The following is a 14,638-nucleotide window of genomic DNA, read 5'->3' as shown; positions in this document are numbered from 1 at the left end:
TTATTTCCTAGGTAAATTGGTATAATTTTAGTGAAGACAGGAAACGACAATTAGATTATGATATTAGAGGAATGTGATGAGTCATTATCTGTATGTGGGCACTTGGATGATGAGGAGCAAGTAGTGCAACCGGCCATTTTTTATGTTGATGTATGCAATGTAAAAAAGGCTTTTTTAATTTTGTACTTTGGAAATAGTAATACGTAAAGAATCAACACTTTACTTTATTTATATCTTTTTATCATTTTAAGAAAAAAGTAAAACAAGGGAGGAATAATAAATGATAAAGAAAATGAAGTTAATGAAAGACCAGCGAGGATTAACACTAATCGAGCTTTTAGCAGTAGTTGTTATTTTAGGGATTATTGCAGCGATTGCGGTGCCTAGTATTGGCGGTATAATTGAGAACTCAAAACAAAATGCGGCGGTTGCTAATGGGGAGATGCTTGCTAGTGCAGCTAGATTATATGCTTCAGCAGGTGGGAATACTACTACCATTGATAAAACTGAGCTAAAAACATACTTAGAAAGCGGTATTAATGACCCGTGGACAAAAACAGCGGTTGCTGATGATAACTGGACTGTTACTTTTACAAATAATGTACCAACCATTTCAATAACCTATTCAAAAGGGAGTGTTGCTGGTGCTGCGGGAAATGTTACTTATACAGGACCTACAACTTAAAGGACTGATCCCATGACAACATTCCTTTATCTCTATCTTTTTGCCCTAGGCTTAGTCCTAGGCTCTTTTTTTAATGTAGTTGGGATTCGGGTGGCGGATGGGGAGTCGATTGTGACTCCTCGCTCCCATTGCCCGACATGTGAGCGGACGCTGAATTGGTACGAGCTTATTCCAGTCTTATCATACATACTACAAGGCGGCAAGTGCAGAGGCTGCCGCATATCGATTTCAATTAAATACCCTTTTTTTGAATTGCTGACGGCAGTTCTTTTTGTGTTTTCATTTTATATTATCGGTTTTGGGAAAGATTTAATTTTAGCACTATGTCTAGTTTCATTGCTTGTTATTATTTCCATCTCTGATTTTCATAGGATGTTAATTCCGAATAAAATCTTGCTGTTTTTCTTTTTGCTTTTTATTCCTATTCAGTTCATTGTTCCTCATCAGCCGTGGTGGGACGGGATTGTCGGCTTTTTTGTCGGTGGTATTCTCCTGTTTCTCATAGCCCTGGCTAGCAGGGGCGGTATGGGAGGAGGCGACATTAAACTCTTTGCACTGCTCGGCTTTATTCTGGGGATCAAAGGTGTACTGTTAGCGTTCTTTTTTTCGACATTGTTTGGAGCGGTCTTTGGTAGTATGCTAATGTTAGTAGGAAAGGTAAAACGAGGCAAACCGATGCCCTTTGGCCCCTACATCGCCCTAGGCACCCTAACCGCCTACTACTACGGCGAACAACTATGGAATTGGTACATACAACTAATCTAATTTAGAATTGAGAATGTAGAATTTAGAATTAGCCTGAGCATTTTCAAAGTAGCGTCTTTGAGAGACTTTCAACAATTCTAAATTCTAAATTCTACATTATAAATTAACAATTGGAGTGACATGCGTTGTCTTTATTTTCTTTTAAACCTAATAAGAAGATTGTGAGCTTGGCGTTGAATGATTATGTAATTCGGATGGTTGAAAATCATACGCATACTATAGCTGGTGTGAAGCGATGGAAGGAAAAGCGTTTACCTGATGGTGTGATTGTGAATGGCAAAATTGTTGATGATGCTGCATTAGTACAATTTCTAAAGGAATGTGTCATTGAATGGGGGATAAAAAAGCGGCCGATTTTATTTTACGTACCTGATTCAACGGTGATCATGCGGAAGGTTGAGATCCCAACCAATATTCCTGAGGAAGAAATCAACGGCCATTTTATGCTTGAGCTGGGGACTTCACTGCATTTACCGTTTCAAAATCCAATTCTTGATGTGTATCCGTTTCCTCTAGAGGAAGGGAAGAGGACACGAGCGGGTGTGTTATTTGCGGCACCAGAGGATGAGGTGCTGAAATATAGTGATGTGTTAGAGGAAGCAAAGCTGGAACCTGTTGCTGCTGATATTTCGGCTTTAGGACTTTATCGCTACTTTTACGAGAGTGATCTTGCAATGCGCGGGCAAAATTATTTATTTGCTCAATTTGATATACATACGGTGTCAATTAGCATCTTTTCAAATCATTGTCCGGAGTTTCTTCGCTTTGAAGCCTTGACAACGGAGGATAATGATCATTGGACAAGTCAGCAAACGATCGAAGGTGAGCTGCGCTGGAAATACAATGGTGATATGGAGACGATGTGGGGACAAATTCATGACCAACATCTTGAAATTGAACGGATGTTGAACTTCTATAAATTTTCGATGCATCAAGGTAATAAAGAAGTTAATCAAGTCATCATTACAGGTGATCATCCGTATTTGGAGGATATTCAACAGCGTCTTGATGGGATCATCGGTATACCTGTGTCCATTTTGCCAAAGCATGATGATTTGCACGTTAGCCGGCCATTTATTCCTGTTGTAGGGCTGTCCTTGAAAGAGGTGAACTAGTTGTTAGTAGATATTAACCTATTGCCGAAAAGGCTTAGAACAAGCTCTTTTCTTATTGTTTTATTAGGAGTATTCGTTTTAATTTGGCTTTTAATGCTTACTGTCTTTATGTTTGTTTATTTTGATTTGCGTGGTGATATCGAAGCGGCCGAAGTGAGGAAGGCACAGCTCATAGAACAACGGCTGGAGCTTGAACAACAGCAAGCATCTACAGTGGGCCGCCATAACGTGACCTTACAGGAAGCTGTTGAACATATCGAAAAACTTACAGTTCCTACGACGATTTTAATTGATGATTTAATGAACTGTTTACCTGATCATGCTTATTTAAGTACGTTTAGCTATAACAATGGACTGGCAGCTATTCAAACGCAATTCGAAACGTTAGAGGATATATCGCTTTATGTGACACAATTAACGGAATCACCGTTTCTTGTTGATGTAAAGGTGAATACAATTACATCATTTGAGTTTGATTGGGAAGATGAAGGGAATCATTCTGTTATTCCTCGTTATGATGTGAATTTTACGCTTGAAGTAGACCGCGGAGAGCTTGTAAAGGGGTTGAAGCAGAATGAACGAATGGATTAGTGAAAGAAGAACAATTGTCATCGTTGGATTAGCTGTCCTTTTTCTCATTTTGGCTATGTTTTATTATTTCCTGCTTCAACCTGCACGAGAACAGTTGAAGCAGGAGGAACAGGCAATTGCTTTTGAGCAGCAATTGATCGATGCGCTAGAAAAAAGAGGAGATCGTGATGTACAGCCGGAGGAAAATACGGCAATGCTTGAGAGGAGAGTTCCACTTCACCGTGCTGTTGATCAATACTTGCTTTCTCTTCAAGCCGTTGAGGCGGTATCAGGAACAACAATAAATTCTGTTTCGTTCAGTCAGTATGGCGGTGAACTTACGGAAGCAGATGAGACGTACACTGTTATTGATGAATATGAAGAGTTCCAAGAAGAGGCCGCGAGTATCGGGCAAAGAAAAGATGAACCAGTAGAAGAAGCTGTAGAGGTTGTTCATCCAGAGGAAATACAGACGATTCGTTTAAGTTTGAATGTGACATCGCCAGACTATGACAGCCTAATCGATTTTATTGAGGAATTAGAGCAAGCAGAGCGGATTACAAATATTCATACCGTTAATTTCACTGCACCGGGTGAAGAAGGATTGTTCTTCACAGATGAAGAGGACCAAGACCTGTCATTTACCATTGATCTGTCAATATATTATTATGAAAATGAAATGTGACAAAACCTTCAAGAACAAGACGACAAAAGTCTTGTTCTTTTTTTACCCGATTATGATAAGGTTTAATTATAATTTAGAATTTAAAATTTAGAATGTAGAATTGGTGAATGCTATTCCTAGCAGCTTTTTCAGTTCACAACAACTTGCAACTCCAAACTCCATTACTTTAAACTAATTTTACATTTTAAATTAACCAATCATAGTTCTATCTAGTAAGAAATAATAATAGAATAGAATATATAGTAAACCTTTGTATGAAAGGGGCTGACAAGGAGTGGACAAGGACCACCGTCAAATTTCGATCCGCTTAAACGGGAAAAAGCATAATTATGAAGAGTCTGCAGAACCTGAGGCGGCAGCGGCCAATGAAGAGGACGAGCTACTATCATTGCCTGAGCCCGAAAAGAAGACGTCAAAAATCATTGATTTTGGCAAGCGTCTCCATGAACGAAAAAAGAATGATCAGCCATTTTGGGATGATGGAAATCGTGAGCAAGGTCCTAAGCTTCCGTTGAAACGAAAGAAAAAGCGTCGGACAACCATCGGCCTTTCGTTAAAATCATTGCCGATGAGTATGATAATAGCGGTTGTATCGGCGGTAATTATAGGAATTAGCTTTGGTTTTATGGTACTCACTGTTTTTACAAGTGATCGAATTGAACCGACGACTGCACCTTCGATGGAGACAAATGAGCCACTTGGTACCCCTGTGATTACAGAAGGTGAAGTCACAATTCCAGCTCTTACTGTTGATATTGTTCAAGGAGGAGCTTTTTCTACGGCAGATAAAGGGGAAGTGGGAGTTGCTAACCTTCAACGCTCTGGTTATGCTGCGGTAATTTCTAAGGCAAATGAGCCAGTGTTATTATTTATTGGTGTTGGAAATAATCGTGAGGAGGCAGCTGCTGTAGCTGATTTATATAAAGAAAATGGACAAGAGGTGTACCTGAAGTCGTTGACAATTCCTACTGTACAGATGCCAGCTACTGAGACGTCAAGTGCTACTTTTCTTGCTGAAGGAGGGGAGCTTTTTCATGAACTTATAACATTATCTGTAAATAGTTTAAACAGCTCCAGCCCAACGGAAAAACAGCTTACAGCCATTGAGCAAAAGCACGTTCAATGGAAAGAAAAGCAGCAGCAGTTTGTATCGGATTTTTCGGAGTTATCCGAGCCGGCTAGTGCGTTTGCGAGCTCGTTATCTTCAGCGGTTGAGCAACTGAAACAGCCTAATTCCAATCAACAATTTTGGCAAGTACAGCAATCATTATTAGATGGTTTACTAATCTATCAAGAACTAATTCAAAAAGCTCAAAGTAACGGTTAGACAAGCATCCATGAATGGGAGGATGCTTGTTTTTTAATGCGAAGACATACCTTTCTTGAGTTTATGGATGAGAGACAATAGTACTGGTTAACATAATAGTTAAATCGTACATGAGAGTGTAGCATCGCATAGGATAGATTACACAGAAAATAAATTTGAAAGTTTTGAAAATAAGGTTATCTATTGTAAATCATAGGAAAAAGGCTTACCTTTAAGATGCTTTCTGAAAGTTTATAATGAAGGGATGTTTATCATGACGAATGTTCGTGTTGAACGTGATTTATTAGGGGAGAAAGAAGTACCCGTTGATGCTTATTACGGCATACAAACAATAAGAGCAAAGGAAAACTTTCCGATTACTGGTTATCCGCCACATCAAGAGTTAATTCGTGCTTTTGCCTATGTGAAAAAAGCAGCGGCCATGGCTAATCGTGATGTTGGGGTTTTAAATGAAAAGATTGCTGATGCAATTGTGAAAGCCTCCGATGAAATTATAGAAGGAAAGCTTCATGATCAATTCATTGTTGATGCGATTCAGGGCGGGGCAGGCACTTCTTTTAATATGAATGCGAATGAGGTTATCGCCAATCGGGCAATCGAGCTGCTTGGCGGCAAAAAAGGGGAGTATATTAAAGTAAGTCCTAATACGCACGTGAATATGGCTCAATCTACAAATGACGCTTTTCCAACCGCAATTCATATTGCTTGCTTAAATTTAGCGAAAGGGCTGACACGCTCGCTAAATGATTTAATTTCTGCATTACAAATGAAAGAAAATGAGTTTGATGATGTGATCAAAATGGGCCGGACACATTTGCAAGATGCAGTTCCAATCCGATTAGGACAAGAATTTGGTGCGTACCGCCGTGTACTTACGAGAGACTTGGGCCGGATTACGGAATCGGTTGATCATCTCTATGAAATTAATATGGGGGCAACTGCGGTAGGAACCGGACTAAATGCCATGCCAGAATACATTGAGAAAGTGGCTCGATATTTATCTGAGCATACGGGAATGCCGTTTCGAAGTGCTGAAGACTTAGTTGATGCTACGCAAAATACCGATGCCTATACAGAACTTTCCAGCTCGCTAAAAATTGCGGCGATTAATCTATCAAAAATTGCCAATGATTTACGTTTAATGAGTTCAGGGCCAAGAACGGGGATCAATGAAATTAATCTCCCGCCAAGGCAGCCGGGATCGTCGATTATGCCAGGGAAGGTTAATCCAGTTATGTGTGAGGTTATTAACCAAATTTCCTTCCAAGTGATAGGCAATGACCATACGATCTGTTTGGCTTCGGAAGCTGGTCAGCTTGAATTGAATGTAATGGAGCCGGTGCTTGTCTTTAATTTGTTGCAGTCTCTTTCGATTTTACAAAATGGAATTAAAGTATTTAGAGAGTTTGCAATTGAAGGCATTACGGCCAATATAGACCGCTGCCGTGAATTGGTTGAAAAAAGTGTTGGAATTATTACCGCGATTAATCCTCACGTAGGCTATGAGGTGGCAACAAGAATTGCGAAAGAAGCCATCCAAACAAATCGTTCAGTAAGGGAAATTTGTGTAGAGCGAGGAATTCTATCAGAAGATGAACTGAACAAAATTCTTGATCCAAAAGAAATGACGAACCCAGGGATTGCTGGAGCCAGCTTACTCTTTTAGAAGAGTTTCCTATTATTTTTGCAAATACCATTATAAAAAGTCTGTTCTTGTCGAATGATAGTAAAGGGCAGGCTTTTTTTTGCTATTTTCAATGGACTGCTTTCGGCAGGTGTATAAGATGGGGAACTTTTTTTAGTAGTGAGCAAAATAATTTTACATTTTACATTTTCAATTTTACATTTAAGTGGTATTCTAAATTTACATCCTTGTACATAATATACCTCAACAAACGTAAAGGGTGATCTTCATGAAACAACTCATTTTAGCTTCAGGCTCCCCACGCCGTAAGGAACTCCTTGAACAAGCACATCTCCAATTCTCCATTATCACAAGTGATATTCAGGAACTAGTCGATCCTACTCAATCTCCAGGTGCTATTGTTGAATCATTAGCATTGCAAAAAGCGTCTGCTGTAGCCAAGGACTATCCTCAAGCTGTAGTTCTAGGTGCAGATACAATTGTTACCCATGATCAAAAAGTACTAGGAAAACCAGAGAATGCTGCTGATGCAAAAAATATGTTACAATCCCTCTCGGGCAACAGTCACGAGGTTTATACAGGTGTGGCCATTGTTACTTCAACAGAAACAATTACTTTTCATGAGAGAACAAAGGTGACCTTTTGGGATTTAAAAGATGAGGAGATTGATCAATATATTGAAAGCGGAGAGCCGTTTGACAAGGCAGGTGCTTACGGCATACAGGGATTTGGAGCTACATTAGTCAAGGGTATTGTAGGTGATTATTTCTCAGTCGTTGGTTTACCACTTGCGAGGACGGTAAGAGAACTGGAGCAGTTTGGCTTGAAACCGGTCCTTACGAAACATGAAACAGAAAAAACATGAAGCAGGGAGGAATTGTAAGTGGGAGAAAAACCCCTTATGATCCGCGATGTCCCCATTAGTGAACGCCCAAGAGAGCGGATGTTAAACGAAGGTGCACATGTTTTGTCAAACCAAGAATTGTTAGCCATTGTTTTAGGTACTGGTACGCGAAATGAATCCGTACTGCAAATATCACAGCGGGTTCTACAGCACTTTGATGGTCTACACCTCTTAAAGGAAGCAACAGTAGAAGAGCTAAAAGGAATTAAGGGAATTGGTGATTCAAAAGCAGTCTTAATTCAAGCCTCGCTTGAATTAGGGCGCAGAATGAGCCGGTTGCAACTTGAGGCACGTTATGTGATTCGCTCGCCAGAAGATGTCTCACGTTATGTTATGGAAGATATGCGTTTTTTAACGCAGGAGCATTTTGTCTGTTTGTATTTAAACACGAAAAATCAAGTGATTCATAGACAGACTGTATTTATCGGAAGTCTTAATGCCTCAATTGTCCATCCGCGCGAAGTATACAAAGAAGCGATCCGTCGTTCGGCTGCCTCCATTGTTTGTTTACATAATCATCCATCTGGAGATCCCTCACCGAGTAGAGAGGATATTGATGTAACAAAGCGGTTAGTCGAATGTGGGAAGATGATTGGGATTGAGCTGCTTGATCACGTCATCATTGGTGATCAAAAGTATGTAAGTTTGAAAGAAAAGGGATATGTTTAATGTGAAATTTAAAATTTAGAATGTAGAATTTAGAATTGGTTTGGGGGATTCATGGGGGAAATATCTTACATGATATCCCCTTAGCAATTTTATCGATTTATCTGTTTCACAATTTTACATTTTTAATTTTACATTTTACATTCTAATTGCTATTTTTTTTTCGTGTTTTTAAGTATAATAAAGGTTATGGGTTCGCAAATGAACTGTGATAATATGGTAGATTTTTTATTAAAATTTGGAGAAGTTGTTTAAAAAACCCTTTTTTAAACAAGTGTTGAAGGGAGATTACATAGATGTTTGGTGGTTTTTCTAAAGATTTAGGTATTGACTTAGGAACTGCGAATACGCTGGTCTACGTCAAAGGAAAAGGAGTTATCGTCCGAGAGCCTTCCGTAGTAGCGTTGCGCACGGATACGGGATCAATTGAAGCAGTCGGAAATGATGCAAAAAATATGATTGGACGTACACCGGGAAATATTGTAGCGGTACGACCAATGAAAGATGGAGTTATTGCTGATTTTGATACTACTGCGACAATGATGAAATATTTTATTAAACAAGCGCAAAAGAGCCGTTCGATTTTCGCCCGCAAGCCAAATGTAATGGTTTGTGTTCCTTCTGGAATTACAGCAGTTGAAAAACGAGCTGTTGAAGATGCGACAAAACAAGCTGGTGCGAGGGAAGCATATACGATCGAAGAGCCATTTGCAGCGGCAATCGGTGCTGATTTACCAGTTTGGGAACCGACTGGGAGTATGGTTGTTGATATTGGCGGTGGTACAACAGAGGTAGCGATTATTTCTCTTGGTGGAATCGTAACAAGTCAATCGATTCGCGTTGCCGGTGATGAAATGGACGATGCTATAATTCAATATATTAAGAAGAAGTACAACCTGATGATCGGTGAACGTACAGCTGAGGCGATTAAATTTGAAATTGGTTCAGCTGGTGATACTGAAGGTGTTGAAGATATGGATATCCGAGGTCGGGATCTTGTTTCTGGCCTGCCAAAAACAATCTCAATTTCTGCGGAAGAAATTGCCGGAGCATTAGCTGATACTGTAGCGACAATCGTTGAAGCGGTGAAAAATACGCTGGAGAAATCACCTCCAGAATTAGCGGCTGACATTATGGACCGTGGTATTGTCTTAACAGGTGGCGGAGCGCTGTTACGTAATATTGATAAAGTGCTAGCTGATGAGACGAATATGCCGGTGTTAGTAGCAGAAAATGCACTTGATAGTGTAGCAATTGGAACAGGACGTGCCCTGGAGAACTTGCATCTGTTTCGTTCAAAAGCAGGAATTACGGTTCGTTCAAAAAGAAAATATTAAGAAGGTGTAAGTTATGCCACATTTTTTTTCAAATAAACGACTAATTGTTCTTATGGTATGTATTATCGTTTTGGTGGCATTGATTGGCTTTTCTATTAAGGACCGTGAACGACTAACAGTACCGGAGCAGTTTATGAAAGATTCAGTCGGATGGGTGCAATCCATCTTTATCAAGCCCGCTCAATATGTAGCGGGTTTCTTTGAGAATATTTCTGAAATGAAAAATATTTATGAAGAAAACAAAATCTTAAAGTCAAGACTTGATGAATTTGCTGCTCTATCCGTCGAGCTACAGCTGGTCCAAAAAGAAAATAAGTCATTGCAAGAAATGCTTGATACAAAAGAAAGTTTATTTGATTATTCGTTACGCCCCGCATTAGTTATTCATCGTTCTCCTGACCGGTGGAGTGAATATATCGGTATTAACAAAGGGGAACAGCATGGGATTGAAAAAAATATGGCAGTGATCACTGCCCATGGATTAATTGGTAAGGTAAGGAACGTTTCACAATTTACATCGACGGTTCAGCTATTAACAGATCACGACAGAACAAATCGTGTGTCTGCAATGGTGCTGGGTGAGGAAAGTGTATTTGGATTCATTGAAGGCTATGATCATGAACGCGGGACATTAATGTTTAAGAAAATCGATACTGAGGCACCGGTTGAGGTCGATCAAACGGTTATAAGCTCAGGTAAGGGCGGGATGTTTCCAAGAGGCTTAATTATTGGAAAGATTGTCCATGTTGAACCTGATGAATATGGATTAACGAAAAACGCATATGTAGAGCCTGCGGCAAATTTTTATGATATGGATTTTGTCATGGTTGTGGAGAGATCGGGGACCTCTCTTGAACGTGAGCTAATAATAGAGGAAGAGGGGGATGACTTATGATTCGTTTTCTCCTTCCTTTTTTCGTCTTTCTCCTATTTATCATAGAGGGAACCGTTGTCCAAGTATTCACTCCTGAACGTTTTGGTTCGGAAATTTTTTTTGTACCTAGATTTGTCATGGTTGTCATCGTTTTTATTGCTATATTTTTAGGACGAACAACAGCCACATTTTATGGAATTGTTGTTGGTCTCTTTTATGATTTGATCTACACAGATTTAGTAGGTGTTTATTTATTCTCAATGGGTTTTGTAGGTTATGTTACCGCATTGACATATGATGTGTTTCAACGAAGTTTATTTCTGGTCATTTTTGTTTCTTTGCTGGGGGTAGCTATTCTTGATTATTTAGTGTATGGGCTGTACACAATCGTCGGGATTGCAACAACTCCGCATCAGCTCTTTTTATATGAACGGTTATTACCTAGTATTATTTTTAATGGTGTATTTACGATTATTATTTCGTATTCATTACGGAAATTTTTAGTCTATTTACAAGTTCTCAAGCGACGTGATCAGCAGCAAGAAGAAAATTAGAGTGAAGAAAAAGGAATTAGACGATAAATGTAGAATATTAGGATGTTGAGGTGAACTTTGGAATGGGACAAAAACAGCATTTTGTGACGATAAAAGGAACCAAAGATGGCCTAATCTTTTTGCTTGATGACAGCAGTTCTTTTCAAAGTTTGTTGGAGGAGCTTGAGGACAAACTATCAACAAAATATCATCAATTATTTGAGGGACCGACTGTTAGTGTGAAAGTAAAGGTAGGAAATCGTTATTTAACTATTGATCAGGAAAGCCAGTTAAGGCATTTAATTGAAAAAACAAAGAGTATGCATGTAGAATCAATAGAATCGAATGTGATGACTAAGGCTGAGGCTGAAGAAATACGAAAAGACAGCCAAGTCGTTTCAGTCGCAAAGATTATCCGCTCAGGACAGGTTCTTGAGGTGAAAGGTGATCTGCTTCTGTTAGGGGATGTCAATCCAGGTGGAATTGTTGTCGCCACGGGAAATATTTATGTAATGGGAGCACTAAGAGGGATTGCTCATGCAGGGGTAGAAGGAAATGAAGAGGCGATAATCAGCGCAGCACTTATGGCGCCTTCACAGTTAAAAATTGCGGACACGCTTAGTCGGTTTCATGAGCAGGACGAAGTAGTCGAAGGTCCAATGGAATATGCTTACATAGATAGGCGAAACGAAAACGAAAGAATAATTGCAACAGATCGAGTGCAGCAAATAAGCCGGCTAAGAACATACATAACGAGGTTGTAGGAGAAAGGGGAATGTGTCGTGGGAGAGGCGATCGTAGTTACTTCTGGTAAAGGAGGCGTTGGAAAAACAACAACTTCTGCAAATTTAGGTACAGCCCTTGCCCTTTCAGGTAAGAAGGTTTGTTTAGTAGATACAGATATAGGACTTCGAAATTTAGATGTGATCATGGGACTTGAAAACAGAATTATCTATGATCTTGTTGATGTTGCTGAAGGGCGTTGCCGCGTACAGCAAGCATTAATAAAGGACAAGCGTTTCGAATGTCTTGATTTATTACCGGCTGCTCAAACAAAGGATAAGGCAGCTGTTCAACCTGAACAAATGAAAAAGATAGTCATGGAACTTAAGCAAGATTATGATTATGTCATCATTGATTGTCCGGCAGGAATTGAGCAAGGGTTCAAAAACGCTGTAGCCGGAGCAGACAAAGCATTAGTTGTTACTACCCCAGAGACTTCTGCAGTCCGTGATGCCGATCGAATTATCGGATTATTAGAACAAGAAGATATTGAACCGCCGCGTTTGATCGTCAACCGTATTCGCGGGCATATGATGAAAAATGGTGACATGCTTGATGTTGATGAAGTTGTTCGAACATTAGCTATTGAATTAATTGGAATAGTAGTTGACGATGATGAAGTCATTAAAGCGTCAAATAAAGGGGAACCGATTGCGATGAACCCGAATAGCAAGGCTTCCATTGCCTATCGTAATATCGCTCGCCGTATATTAGGAGAATCAGTTCCGTTAATGAAGCTCGAATCAAATCAGGGAGTGTTCTCCAAAGTAAAGAAGTTTTTTGGAATAAGGTAAAACCAATGTATAATTAATAATTAAAAATTTATAATTAAGGGCACTTGGGCATAAGCTCAGGTGTTTTTTTGCGTACATCTAAATAATGATAAGTCATATCTATCACGGACAAGTCATAAAATGAAGTAGGACAAGGAAATCTTTTGAACTTTAATTTTCAATTATTAATTATACATTATTAATTAAAAAAGGGTGTGAAGCGATGGCTAATGAGGCGGAAAAGATTAGGAAAAAATTAGCGGCCAGGCGAAAAGAAATAAACCACAAAGTCCAATATAAGCAAAGGTCGGCGCCGCAAATTTTTCAAAGTCATGACGAAGCTAGAGATGAACCAATGTTTTATGTAGCAACAGATCATGATGTAAACCAAGAAGAAAAAAGAAATAAACTGTTTAAAATGGAAGTATTTATTTTACAAATGTCTGCGGCAGTTTGTCTCTTTCTAGTTGCTGCAATTCTATTTAAGTCGCCTGCACAACAGTGGGAGGGGGCTCGGCAATTTGTTCATCAGACATATGAACAAGAATTTCAATTTGCGATGATCTCCAATTGGTATGAGGAACAGTTTGGAAAGCCGTTAGCATTACTCCCTACTAGAGATCAGCCGGCTATTCCTGTGACTGATGATGATCAGCAAGTTGAACCTGTTTATGCGGTTCCTGCATCAGGCAGAGTAGCAGAAAGCTTTGAAAAAAATGGGACAGGAGTTGTTGTCGAGACTGGTCCGGACTCACATGTAGAAGCTGTAAAAGGCGGGATTGTTCAATACATTGGTGAATATGAGGATCTTGGAAAAACAGTTATTGTCCAACATTACGATGGCGGGGAGTCATGGTATGGCAAATTAGAAGAGATTAATGTTAAACTATATGATCATGTAAAGAGCGGGCATCACTTAGGGACAGTATCAAGGCTTGATGGAGCAAATATGGGTATCTATTATTTTGCTTTGAAAAATGGGGAGTCTTATATTGATCCGATTCAAGTGATTTCATTTGAATAGTTATCTTTCCCTACTAACGAAAGTAAAGATTAATCCTTTTTTTTGGCTTATTATTGGAATTGGTATAATCACAGGTTATTTTCGTGAAGTTATTATGGTCTTTTTAATTGTCTTCATTCATGAAATGGGTCATGCGTGTATGGCCCATTTTTTTAAATGGCGAATTAAGAAAATTGAATTGCTCCCATTTGGAGGAGTAGCAGAAGTTGATGAGCATGGAAATCGGCCATTTAAAGAGGAGTTCTTCGTCATTATTGCTGGTCCATTACAGCATCTTTGGCTTATTGGGTTATCATTTCTATTCCTTTCTTTTGACTTTTGGACACTTCAAGAACATGAAACATTTATCAAACATAATCTCACCATTCTTCTTTTTAATTTATTACCGGTTTGGCCACTAGACGGTGGTAAATTATTGTTTTTACTCTGTTCGTTTGCTTATCCGTATCGAGACGCACATAAAAATGCATTATCCTTTTCATTTTGCATACTTCTGATTGGAATGGTTGCTAGTTTTTTCTACTTTCCTTTTCATTTAAATCTATGGATTGTGATTAGTTTTCTGTTGATTTCACATTACCTTGAATGGCGTCAAAGGCATTATGTGTTTATGAGGTTTTTATTGGAACGCTATTATAATGATGTGAATCAGCGTCAAATGAAGGCGTTGCAGGTTGAAAAACAGACGAAGGTTGGAGATATTTTAAAACAATTTGAACGAGGAGTTTGTCACGAAATTGTTATTCAACATAACCATAAGTGTCAGTTTGTTTTTAAGGAACAGGAACTATTACAAGCCTTTTTTGAAAAAAATAAAGCGAGAAACCAAGTTGGTGACCTCCTAATCAAAACATGACAGTAAGCGACTGTCATGTTTTTTTATTAACTATCAACTTTCAACTTTTAACTTATAAATACATTTCAGCTTAAGAGGATTTCTACTCAAAGTTGC

The 14,638-nt window shown here is 39.0% G+C and carries 16 protein-coding genes and 1 riboswitch; all 16 genes read left to right on the top strand.

The annotated features are described in order from the left end of the window. Positions 1–60: 60 nt before the first annotated feature. A riboswitch (cyclic di-GMP riboswitch) is annotated at positions 61–144 on the top strand. A gap of 136 nt (positions 145–280) precedes the next feature. Further along, positions 281–685: a type II secretion system protein gene (locus ACJ2A9_RS12525; RefSeq protein ID WP_441422002.1), complete on the top strand. Its 405-nt coding sequence runs from the start codon at positions 281–283 to the stop codon at positions 683–685. 12 nt (positions 686–697) lie between these two features. Beyond that, a complete protein-coding gene (locus ACJ2A9_RS12520) occupies positions 698–1,450 on the top strand; it encodes a prepilin peptidase (RefSeq protein WP_441422001.1) in 753 nt (250 codons plus the stop codon). A gap of 125 nt (positions 1,451–1,575) precedes the next feature. Then, the gene (gene pilM, locus ACJ2A9_RS12515) at positions 1,576–2,565 is read left to right on the top strand and encodes a type IV pilus biogenesis protein PilM (RefSeq protein ID WP_441422000.1); all 990 of its coding nucleotides are present in this window, start codon (positions 1,576–1,578) and stop codon (positions 2,563–2,565) included. Further along, positions 2,566–3,156 (top strand): PilN domain-containing protein, encoded by a 591-nt coding sequence (locus ACJ2A9_RS12510; protein ID WP_441421999.1) that lies wholly within the window; start codon positions 2,566–2,568, stop codon positions 3,154–3,156. After that, positions 3,140–3,820 carry a hypothetical protein gene (locus ACJ2A9_RS12505; RefSeq protein ID WP_441421998.1) on the top strand — a complete coding sequence of 227 codons (681 nt, stop codon included), beginning with the start codon at positions 3,140–3,142 and terminating at the stop codon, positions 3,818–3,820. Before ACJ2A9_RS12510 ends, ACJ2A9_RS12505 begins: the two co-directional genes overlap by 17 nt. A gap of 274 nt (positions 3,821–4,094) precedes the next feature. After that, positions 4,095–5,147 (top strand): hypothetical protein, encoded by a 1,053-nt coding sequence (locus tag ACJ2A9_RS12500; RefSeq protein ID WP_441421997.1) that lies wholly within the window; start codon positions 4,095–4,097, stop codon positions 5,145–5,147. A gap of 253 nt (positions 5,148–5,400) precedes the next feature. Next, positions 5,401–6,813, top strand: coding sequence for an aspartate ammonia-lyase (aspA, locus tag ACJ2A9_RS12495; protein WP_441421996.1), 1,413 nt, complete (start codon positions 5,401–5,403; stop codon positions 6,811–6,813). A gap of 247 nt (positions 6,814–7,060) precedes the next feature. Further along, positions 7,061–7,657 (top strand): Maf family protein, encoded by a 597-nt coding sequence (locus tag ACJ2A9_RS12490; RefSeq protein WP_441421995.1) that lies wholly within the window; start codon positions 7,061–7,063, stop codon positions 7,655–7,657. 36 nt (positions 7,658–7,693) lie between these two features. Next, positions 7,694–8,365: a RadC family protein gene (gene radC / locus ACJ2A9_RS12485; RefSeq protein WP_441422188.1), complete on the top strand. Its 672-nt coding sequence runs from the start codon at positions 7,694–7,696 to the stop codon at positions 8,363–8,365. Between the two features lie 293 nt (positions 8,366–8,658). Beyond that, positions 8,659–9,699 (top strand): rod shape-determining protein, encoded by a 1,041-nt coding sequence (locus tag ACJ2A9_RS12480; protein WP_441421994.1) that lies wholly within the window; start codon positions 8,659–8,661, stop codon positions 9,697–9,699. 13 nt (positions 9,700–9,712) lie between these two features. Then, complete coding sequence (gene mreC / locus ACJ2A9_RS12475) at positions 9,713–10,594, top strand: rod shape-determining protein MreC (protein WP_441421993.1); 882 nt, start codon at positions 9,713–9,715, stop codon at positions 10,592–10,594. After that, on the top strand, positions 10,591–11,127 hold the full coding sequence (gene mreD, locus ACJ2A9_RS12470; RefSeq protein WP_441421992.1) for a rod shape-determining protein MreD: 537 nt from the start codon (positions 10,591–10,593) through the stop codon (positions 11,125–11,127). Before mreC ends, mreD begins: the two co-directional genes overlap by 4 nt. Positions 11,128–11,189: 62 nt before the next feature. Continuing rightward, positions 11,190–11,870, top strand: a complete 681-nt coding sequence (gene minC / locus ACJ2A9_RS12465; RefSeq protein WP_441421991.1) for a septum site-determining protein MinC — start codon at positions 11,190–11,192, stop codon at positions 11,868–11,870. An 18-nt stretch (positions 11,871–11,888) separates the two neighbouring features. Next, the gene (gene minD, locus ACJ2A9_RS12460; RefSeq protein WP_441421990.1) at positions 11,889–12,683 is read left to right on the top strand and encodes a septum site-determining protein MinD; all 795 of its coding nucleotides are present in this window, start codon (positions 11,889–11,891) and stop codon (positions 12,681–12,683) included. Between the two features lie 202 nt (positions 12,684–12,885). Beyond that, positions 12,886–13,686: a peptidoglycan DD-metalloendopeptidase family protein gene (locus ACJ2A9_RS12455; RefSeq protein WP_441421989.1), complete on the top strand. Its 801-nt coding sequence runs from the start codon at positions 12,886–12,888 to the stop codon at positions 13,684–13,686. Then, on the top strand, positions 13,679–14,542 hold the full coding sequence (locus ACJ2A9_RS12450) for a M50 family metallopeptidase (RefSeq protein ID WP_441421988.1): 864 nt from the start codon (positions 13,679–13,681) through the stop codon (positions 14,540–14,542). The genes ACJ2A9_RS12455 and ACJ2A9_RS12450 overlap by 8 nt, the downstream gene beginning before the upstream one ends. The last annotated feature ends 96 nt before the right edge of the window (positions 14,543–14,638 follow it).

It is taken from the genome of Anaerobacillus sp. MEB173 (assembly GCF_052119505.1).
In the GTDB taxonomy this organism is placed as follows: domain Bacteria; phylum Bacillota; class Bacilli; order Bacillales; family JBJMAU01; genus JBJMAU01.
Note: the sequence above shows the minus strand (reverse complement) of the source record. Positions and strands in the feature narration are given on the sequence as shown.

Excerpts from the sequence above, each read along its gene's own strand:
- aspA (WP_441421996.1), top strand. The coding sequence starts at position 5,401 with ATGACGAATGTTCGTGTTGAACGTGATTTATTAGGGGAGAAAGAAGTA.
- mreC (WP_441421993.1), top strand. The coding sequence starts at position 9,713 with ATGCCACATTTTTTTTCAAATAAACGACTAATTGTTCTTATGGTATGT.
- ACJ2A9_RS12490 (WP_441421995.1), top strand. The coding sequence starts at position 7,061 with ATGAAACAACTCATTTTAGCTTCAGGCTCCCCACGCCGTAAGGAACTC.
- mreD (WP_441421992.1), top strand. The coding sequence starts at position 10,591 with ATGATTCGTTTTCTCCTTCCTTTTTTCGTCTTTCTCCTATTTATCATA.
- ACJ2A9_RS12480 (WP_441421994.1), top strand. The coding sequence starts at position 8,659 with ATGTTTGGTGGTTTTTCTAAAGATTTAGGTATTGACTTAGGAACTGCG.
- ACJ2A9_RS12525 (WP_441422002.1), top strand. The coding sequence starts at position 281 with ATGATAAAGAAAATGAAGTTAATGAAAGACCAGCGAGGATTAACACTA.
- minC (WP_441421991.1), top strand. The coding sequence starts at position 11,190 with ATGGGACAAAAACAGCATTTTGTGACGATAAAAGGAACCAAAGATGGC.
- ACJ2A9_RS12520 (WP_441422001.1), top strand. The coding sequence starts at position 698 with ATGACAACATTCCTTTATCTCTATCTTTTTGCCCTAGGCTTAGTCCTA.
- radC (WP_441422188.1), top strand. The coding sequence starts at position 7,694 with ATGATCCGCGATGTCCCCATTAGTGAACGCCCAAGAGAGCGGATGTTA.
- ACJ2A9_RS12505 (WP_441421998.1), top strand. The coding sequence starts at position 3,140 with ATGAACGAATGGATTAGTGAAAGAAGAACAATTGTCATCGTTGGATTA.
- ACJ2A9_RS12455 (WP_441421989.1), top strand. The coding sequence starts at position 12,886 with ATGGCTAATGAGGCGGAAAAGATTAGGAAAAAATTAGCGGCCAGGCGA.